Genomic DNA, 15,665 nt, shown 5'->3' with positions numbered 1-15,665 from the left:
CTGAAAGCCTGCTTTGGAGAGCAGGCTTTTGTTTTTTCGACACCCGCAGCGCTGATCATTCCCAGCGCTAAGCTAATGCAAAAAAGATATTTGTCCGGCGTTTTTAATATCGTTTAGTTTTGGTTCACAGACGAACCAAAGCATCAAACCGATAGACCTCCCGATTGCCATGACGGCACACGCTGAATCGATCACAGGCTCTTCAGGTTTGATTCACACGGGAGTGAATCATGCCGCACGCACCAGTCATCAACACGCTGCCTACTCTTGATCTTTCGCTGCTCGACGGCTCGGCGCAGCAGCGCCGGCAATTTCTCGAAGACCTGCGCCATGCTGCTCGGGATGTCGGTTTCTTTTACCTGACCGGGCATGGCATCGACAGTGACTTGCTGGCGCAGGTCCAGGATCAGGCGCGGCAGTTTTTTGCCTTGCCGGACAGCGATAAAACTGCCGTCGGCATGATCAATTCGCCGCACTTTCGCGGTTACAACCGCGCAGCTTCCGAGATCACTCGTGGTCAGCCTGACCTGCGCGAGCAGTTCGATCTCGGTGCCGAGCGCGAGGCGTTGCCGTTGTTGGCGGGCAGTCCTTTTTGGGCGCGGTTGCAGGGGCCCAACCAATGGCCGCAGGCCCTGCCGCAACTCAAGCCGTTGCTGCTCGACTGGCAGCAGGCGATGACGCAGATGTCGCTGCGCCTGTTGCGGGCGTTTGCCGAGGCGTTGTCGCTGCCAGCCGATGCCTTTGACCGGTTGTACGGCGACAAGCCCAACGAACATATCAAGCTGATGCGCTATCCGGGGCAGGCGCGCGCGGCCAGTCATCAGGGCGTTGGCGCGCACAAGGATTCGGGTTTCCTGAGTTTTCTACTGCAAGACCAGCAGGCAGGGCTGCAAGTGGAAGTCGAGGAGGGGCGCTGGATCGATGCGTTGCCCCGCGATAACACACTGGTGGTGAACATCGGCGAGCTGCTGGAGCTGGCCACCAACGGCTATCTGCGCGCCACCGTGCATCGTGTGGTGTCGCCGCCCGAAGGCAGCGAACGCCTGTCCATCGCGTTTTTCCTCGGCGCACAACTCGACGCCGTGGTGCCGCTGTACCCGTTGCCCACCGCGCTGCTACGTGAAGCGCGTGGCCCAGCGAGTGATCCGCTCAATCCGTTGTTTCGCGATGTCGGCTGGAACTACCTCAAGGGTCGGTTGCGCTCGCATCCTGATGTCGCTCGACGCTTTTATGCCGATGCACTGATTCCCGGAGCACCGTTGCGCAAGACCACCAACGCCTGATTCATCACTCGCTCAAGGACTACGCACATGTTGAAAAAAGCAGGTTTGACCCTGGCCGTGCTCGGCGCGCTGGTGACTTCGTTTGGCGCTCAGGCGCTGGAGCCGTTGCGGGTGGCCGCTGATCCGGTGCCCCACGCGCAGATCCTCGCCTACATTCAGAAAATCGATCCGCAGCTCAACCTCAAGGTCATCGAAATCCCCAACGGCGTGAACTCCAACGAGCTGTTGGTGCACGGTGATGTCGATGCCAATTACTTCCAGCATCTGCCGTACCTGAAATCCCAGGAGCAGGCGCTGGGGCAGCAACTGGCGGTGGCGGCCACGGTGCATATCGAGCCGCTGGGAATTTATTCGCGCCGGCACAAAAACTTCGCCGAGGTGCCAGAAAAAGGCACTGTGGCTGTACCCAACAACGTCACCAACCTGAGCCGTGCACTGTACCTGTTGCAGGACAACGGCCTGATCAAACTCAAGCCCGGTTTCAAGGATCCGGCGGCCGATCAGGCGACGCCCAAGGATATCGCCGAGAACCCGAAACAGCTGAAGATTCTTGAAATCGAATCGCCGCAGATTCCCCGGGCGCTGGACGATGTCGACCTCGCCGTGATCAACGGCAACTACGCGCTGGAAGCCGGGTTGGTGCCGGCCAGGGATGCGCTGGGGCTGGAGAAGGCCGAGCACAATCCGTATGCCAACATTCTGGTGACCACGCCGAAGTTGCTGAACGATCCGCGGATCGCGCAACTGGCCAAGGATCTGACTTCGCCGCAAGTGGCGAAATACATCACCGATAATTTCAATGGCTCGGTGATTCCAGTGGTGGATGCCAAGCCATGATCGTCGTCGAGCAGGTGAGCAAAACCTATTCGGCGGCCGCCACGCCGGCACTCGATCAGGTGTCGCTGAGCATTCCCGACGGCGCGGTCTACGGCATTCTCGGGCGTAGCGGTGCGGGCAAATCGACCCTGCTGCGTTGCCTCAACCTGCTCGAACGCCCGGACAGCGGGCGGATCCTGATCGACGGCGTGGACCTGCTGACGCTGTCGCCCAGCGAGCTGCGCCGCCAGCGTCAGCGCATCGGCATGATTTTCCAGGGCTTCAACCTGCTGCACTCGCGCACCGTGTTCGACAACATCGCCGTGCCGCTGGAGATCGCCAACGTTGGCAAACCGTGGCGTCATGTGCGGGTGCGCGAGCTGCTGGAACTGGTCGGTTTGAGTGACAAGGCGCAGGCCTTTCCCTCGCAGTTGTCCGGTGGTCAGAAACAACGGGTGGGGATTGCCCGCGCCCTGGCAGCAGAGCCGGCGTATCTGCTGTCGGACGAAGCCACCAGTGCGCTGGACCCGGAAACCACCGCGTCGATTCTCGAACTGTTGCGCGACATCAACCGGCAACTGGGCCTGACCATCGTGTTGATCACCCATGAGCTGGACGTGGTCAAGTCGATCTGTGATCACGCTGCTTCCATGGCCGACGGGCGACTGGTCGAGGCCGGGCCGGTGCCGCGCTTGCTGGCGGATCCGCAGTCGCTGTTGGGCGCCTCGCTGCGTCCGACCTGTGGTCTGCCACTGGGGCACGCCGCGCCGGGGCTGAGTTTCCTCAAGCAATACGGCGTGCGGGCGGCGCAGTCATGAACCGCACAATCAACTGGGATGAAATTCTGCAACTGGTGTTCAACGCCACCGGTGAAACCTTGTACATGGTGCTGCTCGCCGGGCTGTTCACGTTGCTGATCGGTTTGCCGCTGGGGGTGTTGCTGTTTGTCAGCCGGCGCGACGGACTGTGGCCGATGCCGCGGCTGAATGCGGCGCTGGGTTCGCTGGTCAATCTGGGGCGCTCGTTGCCATTCGTGGTGATGCTGATCGCGCTGATTCCGCTGACCCGTCTGCTGGTCGGTACGACGCTGGGCAGCACGGCGGCGGTGGTGCCGATCACCATAGGCGCGTTTCCGTTTTTTGCGCGGATCGTCGAGAACGCGCTGGACGAAGTCGACCAGGGCCGGATCGAAGCGATCCTCGCCATGGGCGGCGACATCTGTCATGTGATTTTCAAGGTGCTGTTGCCCGAAGCGCTGCCGGCGCTGCTGGCGGGGATCACCCTGACGCTGGTGATGCTGATCGGTTTTTCTTCCATGGCCGGGGTGATTGGCGGTGGCGGGCTGGGCGATCTGGCGATCCGTTACGGCTATCAGCGTTTCAACAATGAAGTGATGGTCGCCACCGTGGTGGTGCTGGTCATTCTCGTGCAGGGCGTGCAAAGCCTCGGTGACCGGCTGGTGCGGTCGCTGGCCCATCGACGTTAAGGACATTTATGAGTGTGGTCGTGGCCTCCAGGCCGCTGATTGAAGTGCGTGAACTGAGCAAGAGCTTCGACTCGAATCGCGCGCTGGATCGCGTCAGCCTGCAGATTCGTCCCGCCGAAGTGGTGGCGTTGCTCGGTGCCAACGGTGCCGGCAAATCGACGCTGGTGAAGATTCTCGCCGGCAGCCAAAGTGCCGATGCCGGGGAAATTTATGTCGATGGCCAGCCTCGTCAGTTCAGCTCACCGCTGTCGGCGCGGCGAGTGGGGATTGTCGCGGTGCATCAGCAAATCAACGAGGGCATTGCGCCCGGTTTGAGCGTGGCGGAAAACCTGCTGCTCGATGAGTTGTGCAAACCCGACGCCGACTTCTGGCTCAACCGCAAGCGCCTGCTGGAGCGCGCCGCGAGCATCGCCGCCGGACTCGGCCTGGTGTTGCCGCTGGAGCAAGGCATTGAACACCTGGGCCAGGCCGAACGGCAGTTGGTGGTGCTGGCCCGGGCCTTTGCCTTGCAGCCGCGTCTGCTGATTCTGGATGAGCCGACGGCGGCGTTGTCGGATGCCGAGGCCCAGCGCCTGTTTGGCCTGATCGACACCTTGCGCAGCCGTGGGGTGGCGATCGTTTACATCTCCCATCGCTTGTCCGATCTGCAACGGGTGGCGGATCGCGCCATTGTGTTGCGTGACGGGCGACTGGCCGGCGAGTTCAGCGCGCGACGGCTGCCAGAGGCGGTGCACGCGATGCTCGGGCAGGCGCTTGACGGGCGCACCTACACGCCCGCCACCGTGGGGCGAAAAGTCCTGGGTGCGCGCGACCTGCAGATTTTTTCACGCTCGAACAGTTTTGATTTTGACCTGCACGAAGGTGAAGTCGTGGTGTTGACCGGGCTGCTCGGCGCCGGCAAAAGCGAGATCGCCGAAGTGTTGTTCGGCCTGCGTAAAGCCGTGGCAGGTAGCCTGCAACTGGATGGCGTGGACTTTTTGCCGGGCTCGCCAAGGGAAGCGATTCGCAGCGGTGTATTTCTCGCGGCGGAGGACCGGGCCAGTCAGTCATTGGTAGCGGATTTTTCCCTGCGCCGCACGCTGACGCTGCCGTTTCTGGAACGCTTCACTCGCGCCGGGTTCATTCGCAATCGCGCTGAAGCCGCCGCGGTCGAGGCGCAAGTCGCGGCGCTGGGGATCAAGACCGCTGGAATCGAAGTGCCGATGAGCGCGCTGTCCGGTGGCAATCAACAGAAGGTCGTGCTGGGCCGTTGGTTGCTTGGGGCAGGGCGGCTGTTGATTCTCGACGAGCCGTTTCAGGGTGTCGATGTGCGCGCCCGCCGCGAGATCGGGCAACTGCTGCGCGACAGCGCTGGTGGCCGGGCGACGCTGGTGATTTGCGCTGACGTCGACGAAGCCCTGGAAGTCGCCGACCGAATTCTGTTGGTGCGCGATCACACGGTGGTCGCCGACTACCCGCGCGCCGGCCTGGAGCGCGCCACGCTGGTCGCCGCGCTGGCCGGCAGCGACGTCATCGAACACCCCTTTCATGCCACGCCAAGGAGCAGCGCGAGTGCCTGATTCGAGTTCACTGTTATCGAGCGCAGCGGCACCCGCCGAGCGCCTGCTGCAAGCGTTGATCCGCTACGGCCTGTTGTGGCTGCTGGCGCTGATCGTGGTGTTTTTCAGCGTTGCAGAGCCGGCGTTTCTGCGCATCGGCAATCTGTTCAGCATCTTGCAATCGGTGTCGATCGTTGCGCTGCTGGCACTGGGTGTGACGCTGACCATGGCGGTTGGCGGGCTCGATCTGTCGATCGGTGCGGTGGCGGCGATGAGCCTGATGATCGCCAGTTACGTGATGGTGGTACTCGGTTGGGGCGCGGTGCCGGCGGTGCTGATCAGTCTGGCCGGTGGCGCACTGGTCGGGCTGCTCAATGGCTGGCTGATCGTCAAGCTGCGGGTGCCGGACATTCTCGCGACGCTGGGCAGCATGTTTCTGGTGATTGGTGTGCAACTGATTCCTACGGGCGGGCGCTCGATTGCGGTGGGCATGACCTTGCCCAATGGCGAGGAAACCGAAGGTGCCTTCAGTGCGGCGTTTCTCGCCTTGGGGCGTGGGCGATTGTGGGAGGTGGTGCCGGTGCCGGTGTTGATCACCGCACTGGTGGCGTTGGCGGTGTGGCTGTTTCTCGAGCGCACGCGCATCGGCCGTTTGTTTTATGCGATCGGCGGCAACGAGCAGGCCGCGCGGCTGGCGGGGGCACCGGTGCAGCGCTTCAAGTTGCTCGCTTATGTGCTGTCGGCGCTGCTCGCATCGCTCGGCGGTCTGCTGTTGGCGGCGCGCCTGGGCCGGGGCGATGTCAGCTCCGGCAACGGTCTGGTGCTGGACGCCCTCGGTGCGGCGCTGATCGGTTTTGCCGTGCTCGGCGCGAAGAAGCCTAACGCCTTCGGCACGCTGGTCGGTGCACTGCTGGTGGCTTCGCTGCTCAACGGCCTGACCATGCTCAACGCGCCGTACTACGCGCAGGATTTCGTCAAGGGACTGGTGCTGGTGCTGGCCCTGATGTTCACCTTCGGCCTCGCGCATCGGGCGCGCTGAGCCGACATCGTTCAAGGAAAGTCGTATGCACGGTTCACTCAAACAGTTCGCGCGCCATTGCCTCGCCACGGCCATGTTCTCGGCGCTGGCCCTGAGCGCCCAGGCCAAGGCGTTACCGGGTGCGCCGGCGCCGTTCGACAAGGGCCAGGTGCAGATCGCCCTGGTCGGCTATCTGTTTTCCGGAGACTTTCCCGAGGCGTATCTGCGCGGCGTGGAGAAACAGACCGAAGCGCTGGGGGCCAACCTGCGGGTATTCGATGCGCGGCAGCAGGCGGCGAGTCAGGGCGAGATGATCGATCAGGCGATCGACCTCGGCGTTGACGGGATCATCGTGCAACTGGGGCTGGCAGAAACCCTCAAGGGGCCGATTGACCGGGCGATCGCCAAAGGCATCAAGGTGGTGGCGTTCGACGTCGATCTGAACAGCCCGCAGGTGACCCAGGTCGAGCAGGATCACCACGCATTGGCGCGACTGGCGCTGGATCAGGCGGTGAAGGACAACGGCACGCGGTTCGACGCCGGTTACGTGTACATCAGCGGTTTCACGCCGATGGAGCGCCGCGACGAGATCTGGAGCCAGGTGAAACAGGCCAATCCGGGCATCATCGAAAAGGCGCGGTTCGGCACGCTCAACCCGCCGATTGCCAACTCGGTGGCGGATCAGGCCAGCGCGGTGTTGCGCGCCAATCCGGGAATCAGCGTGATCTTCGCGCCGTTCGACGAGTTTGCCAAAGGTGTGAAGATTGCTGTCGACGAGGCCGGGTTGGGGCGCAAGGTGAAGATCTACAGCGCCGACATTTCCACCGCCGACATCCAGATCATGAAAGAACCGGACAGCGCCTGGGCGGCGACAGCGGCGGTCAATCCACAAGTGGCGGGGGCGATCAGCGTGCGCAGTCTGGCGATGTTGATTGCCGGCGAAAATCCGGGGCATCAGGTGCTGGTACCGCCGACCCTGATCACCCGTCAGCAGCTACTGGACCTGGACGTGAAAAACGTCCGCGACCTCGCGCAAAAACTCCCGGCCTTCGGTGATACCGCCAATGTGGCGCGGGCCGAGTGGATTCCTGTGGCGAACTGACAACCTCATCCAACGACAAATCCCTGTGGGAGCGAGCTTGCTTGCGAAGACGTCAGCCCAGTCAATATCTGCATGGACTGATACACCGCTTTCGCGAGCAGGCTCACACCTACAAAGGATCTGTAGCGGGTGCAGAATCTGTGTTCACCCCAATAAAAACTGTAGGAGTGAGCCTGCTCGCGAAGAGGTCAGCCCAGTCAATATCTGCATGGACTGATACACCGCAATCGCGAGCAGGCTCACGCCTGCAAAGGATCTGTAGCGGGTGCAGAATCTGTGTTCACCGCAATAAAAACTGTAGGAGTGAGCCTGCTCGCGAAGAGGCCCGCCCAGTCAATATCTGCATGGACTGATACACCGCAATCGCGAGCAGGCTCACGCCTGCAAAGGATCTGTAGCGGGTGCAGAATCTGTGTTCACCGCAGTAAAACGGTGGGAGCGGGCTTGCTCGCGAAGAGGTCAGCCCAGTCAACATCTTCATTGACTGACACCCCGCAATCGCGAGCAGGCTCACTCCTACAAAGGATCTGTGGCGGGTGCAGAATCTGTGTTCATCGCAATAAAAACTGTAGGAGTGAGCCTGCTCGCGAAGAGGCCCGCCCAGTCAATATCTTTATGGACTGATACACCGCAATCGCGAGCAGGCTCGCTCCAAAGGATCTGTAGCGGGTGCAGAATCTGTGTTCACCGCAATAAAAACTGTAGGAGTGAGCCTGCTCGCGAAGAGGTCAGCCCAGTCAACATCTTCATTGACTGACACCCCGCAATCGCGAGCAGGCTCACGCCTACAAAGGATCTGTAGCGGGTGCAGAATATGTGTTCACCGCAATAAAAACTGTAGGAGTGAGCCTGCTCGCGATTGCGGGGTGTCAGTCAATATCTGCATGGACTGATACACCGCTTTCGCGAGCAAAGCTCACTCCAACAGGGCCGGTGATTATGCTTGGGTTAGTTGTTGGTTAGTTGCATTGCTGTTGTTCTGGCAACACTTGTGTTGCCCTGAAAACAACTAACGGCTGCGATCTAACCTAAGCGTTATTGGTTCTTTTGCACCCGATGCCAGCTCGTCTAGCATCGGTTTTCAGGGGGAATAACTAACTTTGGGGATCCTGCGCTTCACCCACTAATCACGTTAAAACAGCCTTCACCGCCTTCCTGATTTCTAAAACTACAGCAGACATTGCCGTGCATTGATTGCCGACTTTCCATTGTCGGCAACGGCCGGGTATTAGCTGCGATAAAGGAGCTGTCACATGTATCAGCGTTCCCGTTCATTACTGGCCATCGCGGTTGTCGGTGCGATCTGGCAACTTCCGGCGCAAGCCGAAGACACCTCCCCACGCGTTGACGATGACCCACGGTTGGGTACCGTGCTGGTCACCGGCACCCGTGGTACCGCACGCACGGTGCTGGATTCACCAGTGCCGGTGGACGTGTTGACCGCCGCCGACCTCAAGTCCACTGGCGCTGCCGATGGCGAGCTGGGCCAGGCGCTGCAGACGTTGCTGCCGTCCTTCAGCATGCCGCGTCAGTCCAACTCCGGCGGTGCTGACCATGTACGTGCCGCGCAGTTGCGCGGCATGAGCCCGGATCAGGTGCTGGTGCTGGTCAACGGCAAGCGCCGCCACACGTCGGCGGTGGTCAACGACTCCTCGAAAATCGGTCGCGGCACGGCGCCAGTGGATTTCAACTCGATCCCCATCAGCGCGATCAAACGCATCGAAGTCCTGCGCGACGGCGCCGGGGCGCAGTATGGTTCCGATGCGATTGCCGGAGTGATCAACATCATCCTCGACGACGCCCCCGAGGGCGGCGAAGTGTCCACCAGTTACGGCGCCTATCACACTCATCAGGACGCGATTGGTCGCACCACCACCGATGGTCAGAACAGCGTGACCACCGCCAAGATCGGCACGCGCCTGGGTGAAGAGGGCGGGTTCATTCGCGGCGGCACCGAGTACAAGAATCGCAACCCGACCAACCGCGCCGGTTTCGACGGTTTCGCCGACGCCCCCGAGCAGCGCAACTACGTGATGGGCGACGGCCTGGCGCGGGACGTCAACCTGTGGTTTAACAGCGAGCTGCCATTGGCCGGCGGCAAGGCCTACAGTTTTGGCACCTACAACCAGCGCCACACCACCGGCGCCGAGTTCTATCGCTACCCTTACGAGCAGCCGCAGTTCTATCCCAACGGCTATCTGCCGCAGTCGCTGGGCGACAACAAGGACATCTCGGCCACCGCCGGTTTCAAAGGCATGATCGGCGAGGACTGGGACTTCGACAGCAGCGTCACCCATGGCCGCAACCGCTTTGACGGATCCACCCGTCGCACCCTCAACGTCAGCCTTGGTGAAGATTCGCCGACCCGGTTCGACACCGGCGATTACGAACTGCGCCAGACCACCACCAACCTCGATTTCAGTCGTGAATTGCGCCTCGGCGGGCGCTCGTTTGTACTGGCGCTGGGCGGCGAATACCGCTACGAAAACTACCTGACCTACGCCGGCGACGAGGCCTCGTACATAGGCTCCGGGGCTGACGGCGCCAACGGCTTGCGCCCCAGCGAAGAGTCGGACCTGGACCGCAACGTGTTCGCTACTTACGCCGAGGTCTCGGGTGATCTCACCGACCGCTTCTTCGTCGACGCCGCTACCCGCTGGGAACATTACGACGATGCCGGCAGCAAACTCACCGGCAAGCTCAGTGGCCGCTACAAACTGACCGAACAGTGGGCGTTGCGCGGCGCGGTGTCGAACAACTTCCGCGCGCCGTCGCTGGCCCAGAGCGGTTTCCAGAACACCACCAGCAACTTCGGCGAAGGCGGCACCCTGACGGACATTCGCGTGCTCTCGGTCAACGATCCGATTGCACGTGCGCTGGGTGCGCAAAAGCTCGACCCGGAAACCTCGAAGAACTTCAGCCTCGGCCTGACCTTTCAGTTGAACGAGCGCTTCGACGCTTCGCTCGATGTGTTCCGCATCGACGTCAAGGACCGCATCACCCTGTCGCAGCGCATCGGCAGCGACGCCATGGAGCAATACATCAACGACACCTTCGGCGTCGCCGGGGTCCACGATGTCAACTTCTTCACCAACGCCGCCGACACCAGTACCCACGGTGCCGAACTGGTGCTCAACTACCACCAGCCGCTGTATGACGGGACGTTGGGCCTGACCACCGCGTACACCTACAACCACACCAAAGTCACCCATACCAAAGGCACGCCGTCGCAACTGAGCGCGTTGGGCATCGGTGGCGACGCCCTGGTCGGCGTCGAAGAAACCAACACCCTGACCGACGCCGCGCCCAAGGATCGTTTCGTGTTTTCGGCCAACTGGGCCAGTGAACACTGGGGCTTGCTCGGCCGTCTGACCCGCCAGGGCGAGACCACCCGAGTGTTCGATTTCGGTGACTCGCAGCCGGAGCAGACCTACGGTGCGGTGTGGCAGCTGGACGCCGAGGTGACCTACAAATTCACCCCGAAATTCAGCGTGGCGCTGGGCGGCAACAACCTCACCGACAACTACCCGGAACGCTCCGGCTCGGCGATCAACTACGGCGGCAACCTGCCGTACGACGTGCTGTCGCCGATCGGCACCAACGGCGCCTATTACTACGCCAGCGCCACCTACGGCTTCTGAGCCGAACCGCCACGGATGGCGGACCTTCTGCGGGACAATTTATGAGTCACTCGAACGGCCCCAAGCGCCATCTGCCGGTGTTACAGGCGCTACTGATCACGCTGGGCATGGTGATCACCACCGACATCCTCAAGACCGCGCCGACCGTGGCGCTGAACGTCGGGCCGGAATATTTCTACTGGGTCTGGGTTCTTGGCGGCCTGGCGTCGATGATTGGGGCCTTATGCTTCGCCGAAATGGCCACGGCGTTTCCGCATCCGGGCGGCGACTATCACTTTCTGCGCACCGCCTATGGCGAGCGCATCGGGTTTCTGTTCGCCTGGTCGCGTTTTTCGGTGATGCACACCGGGTGGATTGCCTTGTCTGCGTTCATGTTTGCCGATTACTTCAACGCCGTGGTGCCTCTGGGGCGCTACGGCTCGGGGCTGTTTGCCGGTGGAATAATCGCCGCGCTGGTACTGCTCAATCTCACCGGCAAGCACATCGGGTTCATCACTCAGACCTTGCTGGTGGGCTTGTTGGCCCTGGGCTTTTTGAGCATTGCCAGCGCCGGGGCGTGGCTGGCGTGGCAGGGAATCGAAGCACCGCCGCCGAGCGTCTCGGTTACGCCGGAAAACACCAGCATGGCCGGGTTCTCGGCGGCGATGATTTTCGTGTTTCTCGCGTTCGGCGGCTGGAGCGATGCGGCAACGTTGTCGGCAGAAGTGCGCGACGGTCGACGCGGCATATTCATTGCGATGCTCGGTGCGCTGACGCTGCTGATGGCGATTTATCTGGCGCTGAACTGGGCGTTTGTGCAAGGCCTGGGTTTCGCCGGACTGGCCGCGAGCAACGCGCCCGCCGTGGAATTGCTGAACCGGGCGTTCGGCGCGCCGGGGGTGTTGTTGATTCTGCTGATGGTCGGCATCGCGGCCATCGCCACTATCAATTCGACCTTGCTGGTCGGCGCCCGCACCACCTACGCCGCCGCCCGCGATGTGCCGCAGTTGCGCCGCTTCGGCGAGTGGAATGAACGCGATGGCGTGCCGCGCAAGGCCTTGCTGGCGGAGGGCGCGGTGGCGTTGTTGCTGGTGCTGTTCGGCAGTTTCACCCAGAGCGGTTTCAACACCATGGTCGAGTACCTGACACCGGTGTACTGGCTGTTTCTGAGTTTGAGCAGCCTGGCGTTGATCATTTTGCGGCGGCGTTTTCCCGAGGTGCCGAGGCCGGTCCGGGTGCCGTTGTATCCGCTGTTGCCACTGCTGTTTTTCGGTCTGTGCCTGTACATGCTCTATTCGAGCGTGACGGTGGTGGGGTGGGGCGCGTTTCTGGGGATTGGTGTGTTGCTGGTGGGCGCGTTGCTGTTGGCGGGATTGAGCCGCCTGGCGTCGACGCCTCGGCAAGCTCTCGGGCAGGTCGCTGATTAAAACGAAACTTGCGCCGGTTGCGACAGGCGCAGCACCGACAAATCCCCGGTGATGCGTTTGTACGCCAGCCGAATCGCCTCGATGTTGCCGTCATTCTGCAGATTGTTCTCGTGCAGGATCACGATGACCTTGGTGCTCAGGCGCTCTGGCTCCTTTGCCCCATGATCGCGCCACTGCCCATAGGCATCGAACACGGTGAAGCCGTCGGGAAATCTCGAGGTGACTTGCTGATCGAGAAACTCGCGCCAGCGCGCGGGGCTGACTGCGCCTTCCTTGCCATCCACCGTGCCCACCGAGAAGTACAACTCGGTGCGGATCCACTGCGCCTGCGCCGGACGCGTGGCGTCACCTTGCAGGGTCGAACTGGCGGGGTCTTTGGTATGCACGGAAACCGCAGGAGGACTGGCGCACCCGGCGACAGCAACGAACAGCGCAGCCAGTAACAGGCGTCTTTGCATGGAACATCCCTTTTGATGAGTTGAGTGCAGACGCGCAATTATAGAGGGCGAGGTTAATAGCGATAAAAGATTAAAAAGTGGGTCTATGTGCGAGTTGTGGAATAAGAAAAGTAACCTTTCAGGGGTTGGATCAATAACGTGTATTGCGGCCCCACAGTGTTGCTGTCGTTCACCGGACGTGTGTGCGCGGCGAAATCTGTGGGAGCCGGGTTGGCCCGCGAAGGCGTCGGCACATCCAGCATCTCATTGACTGACACCCCGCGATCGCGAGCAGGCTCACGCCTGCAAAGGATCTGTGGCGGGTGCAGAATCTGTGTTCACCGCAATAAAAACTGTAGGAGTGAGCCTGCTCGCGAAGAGGTCAGCCCAGTCAACATCTTCATTGACTGACCCAGCGCAATCGCGAGCAGGCTCACTCCTACAAAGGATCTGTAGCGGGTGCAGAATATGTGTTCACCGCAATAAAAACTGTAGGAGTGAGCCTGCTCGCGAAAAGCTCAGCCCAGTCAATATCTGCATGGACTGATACACCGCTTTCGCGAGCAGGCTCACGCCTGCAAAGGATCTGTAGCGGGTGCAGAATATGTGTTCACCGCAATAAAAACTGTAGGAGTGAGCCTGCTCGCGAAGAGGTCAGCCCAGTCAACATCTTCATTGACTGACACCCCGCAATCGCGAGCAGGCTCACTCCTGCAAAGGATCTGTGGCGGGTGCAGAATCTGTGTTCACCGCAGTAAAACGGTGGGAGCGGGCTTGCTCGCGAAGAGGTCAGCCCAGTCAACATCTTCATTGACTGACACCCCGCAATCGTGAGCAGGCTCACGCCTGCAAAGGATCTGTAGCGGGTGCAGAATATGTGTTCACCGCAATAAAAACTGTAGGAGTGAGCCTGCTCGCGAAGAGGTCAGCCCAGTCAACATCTTCATTGACTGACCCAGCGCAATCGCGAGCAGGCTCACTCCTACAAAGGATCTGTGGCGGGTGCAGAATATGTGTTCACCGCAATAAAAACTGTAGGAGTAAGCCTGCTCGCGAAGAGGTCAGCCCAGTCAACATCTTCATTGACTGACACACCGCAATCGCGAGCAGGCTCACTCCTGCAAAGGATCTGTGGCGGGTGCAGAATCTGTGTTCACCGCAGTAAAACGGTGGGAGCGGGCTTGCTCGCGAAGAGGTCAGCCCAGTCAACATCTTCATTGACTGACACCCCGCAATCGCGAGCAGGCTCACTCCTACAAAGGATCTGTGGCGGGTGCAGAATCTGTGCTCACCGCAATAAGAACTGTAGGAGTGAGCCTGCTCGCGAAGAGGCCAGCCCAGTCGATATCTTCAGTGACTGACCCAGCGCTTTCGCGAGCAAGCCCGCTCCCACAGGTTTTGCGTGATTCTCTCGCTTTACGGGCGCCTCACTCCGCCGCTTCGATCTTGAACTGACCGTAGCCAAACTTGCTCCCGGCGTCGACCGGCACAAATAATCCGTATGTTTGCAGATAGGCATACATGGCGGTTTCGTTCTCGCCGGTGCAAGTGATGACCTTGGCAGTACCGCTCAACGATGGATAAAACTCGCTGGCAGGTTTCAGCGATTCCACCTGGCATGCAAATTTCGCATCCAGCCTTTGCGGCGCATCTTTTTTGTATGGTGCAAAGGACCATTGCACGGTGTAGGCCAAGTGCGCACCGACCGGCATGTTCATCCAGTCACCTTCGAATCGGAGATCGGAGATGCCGTCATTACTGACTCTGATTCCGTAATGGTCGTTGGTGTAGTCAACGCTGGCAAGTTTGATCAATCCACGAAAACTGACTTTGACCGCTTGCCGTGTTTGCCCATCGTAACGTTCGATCAGTTGTTTGCCGGGCTCGTAGGGCTGATAGCGAGTGTCACGCCCCAGGCGCCCTAGCTCACGGCGTCTGGCGCTCTTGAGAATCGACAGGTCCAGTTTGTTTTCGAGCGCTTGCTCATGTGCTTCGTTGAAGTCCTTGAAGGAAATGCGCAGTTGCGTAATGTCTTTTTCCGGTGCTGGCAGTTTCAATGTCTCAATGGATTTCACAACCGAGGCAGGCAGCTCTGGATCAGGCAACACAAAGGCGGTTTGCGCTCGGCCGGGGAAGGGTTTGTATTGATCCAGCGCCTGCTGCGTGCCGCAGGCCAGTATCAGCAGTTGACGCGCATCGGCATCCAGCGTTTGCAACGCCGCCGGTTGCTGGACCATCGCGCCGCCGATCACGCGGTTGTTCTTGTCCAGGTAAAACGTGCTGAGAGACGTCAATCGTTGCTGGGCACAATCGGCGCTCCAGCGTTGTCGTACTTGCGAGTACAGCCCCTTGAGCCGTGGCATCAGCGCCTCGGCAGCGGGAACCCGGGCCGACCAGAACAACGTCTGGCCGTCCTTTTGAATCAGGCTGGCGCGGTCGAGCAACTGCCAATCCTGCTGCTGCGGCGCGGCAATGACACGCCATTGAGGTACCGGAGTCTGGGCACACACCTGCTTGAGTTGGGCGCTTTGCAAAAACAGCTGTTTCTCTGCGCCAGGCATCTGTCTGCCTTCTGCCGTTGCACTTTTGCGATCAACCGCGAATTGGAGCATTCCTCCGCTGGTCAGGTGAGCCATTTGAGCGCCCGGCAAGTGACAGTCGGCATCAAAGCGCACGAGATGGCGAGTGTTGTGGCCGTCGAGTTCCATCACCACATAGGTGACGTAATCACCCTCACGCACGATGGAATTTGATTGCGGCTGAAGGGCCAGAGCCGCGTTGAGCTCCTCCCGGCCCATGGCGTCAAAGTCGGCCGCGGTCTGTTTTTTTGCAGGGCTTTGGCATCCGCCAAGCGCCAAGGCAAGGGTGATCAACGACAAACCACTGAAACGCCGAATCAAAGCATCCATGCGGGGGACATACCATCAAGACAAAAAGT

Annotated in this window: 11 protein-coding genes; 9 read left to right on the top strand and 2 right to left on the bottom strand. The window is 60.6% G+C overall.

Going from position 1 to position 15,665, the window contains the following annotated elements; all coding sequences use genetic code 11:
* Window positions 1-230: 230 nt before the first annotated feature.
* From QMK55_RS00900 to QMK55_RS00860, 9 genes are all read left to right on the top strand, one after another.
* Window positions 231-1,283, top strand: coding sequence for an isopenicillin N synthase family oxygenase (locus QMK55_RS00900; RefSeq protein WP_320328424.1), 1,053 nt, complete (start codon window positions 231-233; stop codon window positions 1,281-1,283).
* Window positions 1,284-1,310: 27 nt separating this feature from the next.
* Complete coding sequence (locus QMK55_RS00895; RefSeq protein ID WP_102359024.1) at window positions 1,311-2,120, top strand: MetQ/NlpA family ABC transporter substrate-binding protein; 810 nt, start codon at window positions 1,311-1,313, stop codon at window positions 2,118-2,120.
* Window positions 2,117-2,917 carry a methionine ABC transporter ATP-binding protein gene (locus tag QMK55_RS00890; RefSeq protein ID WP_102359023.1) on the top strand — a complete coding sequence of 267 codons (801 nt, stop codon included), beginning with the start codon at window positions 2,117-2,119 and terminating at the stop codon, window positions 2,915-2,917. Before QMK55_RS00895 ends, QMK55_RS00890 begins: the two co-directional genes overlap by 4 nt.
* Window positions 2,914-3,585 carry a methionine ABC transporter permease gene (locus QMK55_RS00885; RefSeq protein WP_102359022.1) on the top strand — a complete coding sequence of 224 codons (672 nt, stop codon included), beginning with the start codon at window positions 2,914-2,916 and terminating at the stop codon, window positions 3,583-3,585. The genes QMK55_RS00890 and QMK55_RS00885 overlap by 4 nt, the downstream gene beginning before the upstream one ends.
* A gap of 8 nt (window positions 3,586-3,593) precedes the next feature.
* A complete protein-coding gene (locus QMK55_RS00880; protein ID WP_320328423.1) occupies window positions 3,594-5,144 on the top strand; it encodes a sugar ABC transporter ATP-binding protein in 1,551 nt (516 codons plus the stop codon).
* Window positions 5,137-6,162, top strand: a complete 1,026-nt coding sequence (locus QMK55_RS00875; RefSeq protein ID WP_320328422.1) for an ABC transporter permease — start codon at window positions 5,137-5,139, stop codon at window positions 6,160-6,162. The genes QMK55_RS00880 and QMK55_RS00875 overlap by 8 nt, the downstream gene beginning before the upstream one ends.
* A 25-nt stretch (window positions 6,163-6,187) precedes the next feature.
* A complete protein-coding gene (locus tag QMK55_RS00870; RefSeq protein WP_102359019.1) occupies window positions 6,188-7,243 on the top strand; it encodes a substrate-binding domain-containing protein in 1,056 nt (351 codons plus the stop codon).
* Window positions 7,244-8,496: 1,253 nt separating this feature from the next.
* Window positions 8,497-10,884 carry a TonB-dependent receptor gene (locus QMK55_RS00865; protein ID WP_320328421.1) on the top strand — a complete coding sequence of 796 codons (2,388 nt, stop codon included), beginning with the start codon at window positions 8,497-8,499 and terminating at the stop codon, window positions 10,882-10,884.
* A gap of 41 nt (window positions 10,885-10,925) precedes the next feature.
* The gene (locus QMK55_RS00860; protein WP_320328420.1) at window positions 10,926-12,290 is read left to right on the top strand and encodes an APC family permease; all 1,365 of its coding nucleotides are present in this window, start codon (window positions 10,926-10,928) and stop codon (window positions 12,288-12,290) included.
* Here QMK55_RS00860 and QMK55_RS00855 read toward each other — a convergent pair.
* Both QMK55_RS00855 and QMK55_RS00850 read right to left on the bottom strand, forming a co-directional pair.
* On the bottom strand, window positions 12,287-12,748 hold the full coding sequence (locus QMK55_RS00855; RefSeq protein WP_102359155.1) for a DUF3574 domain-containing protein: 462 nt from the start codon (window positions 12,746-12,748) through the stop codon (window positions 12,287-12,289). The two genes, QMK55_RS00860 and QMK55_RS00855, sit on opposite strands and share 4 nt — an antisense overlap.
* 1,406 nt (window positions 12,749-14,154) lie before the next feature.
* Window positions 14,155-15,600: a hypothetical protein gene (locus QMK55_RS00850; protein WP_320328419.1), complete on the bottom strand. Its 1,446-nt coding sequence runs from the start codon at window positions 15,598-15,600 to the stop codon at window positions 14,155-14,157.
* Window positions 15,601-15,665: the final 65 nt, after the last annotated feature.

Origin of the sequence: Pseudomonas sp. P8_229, from assembly GCF_034008635.1 — a bacterium.
In the GTDB taxonomy this organism is placed as follows: domain Bacteria; phylum Pseudomonadota; class Gammaproteobacteria; order Pseudomonadales; family Pseudomonadaceae; genus Aquipseudomonas.
Note: the sequence above shows the minus strand (reverse complement) of the source record. Positions and strands in the feature narration are given on the sequence as shown.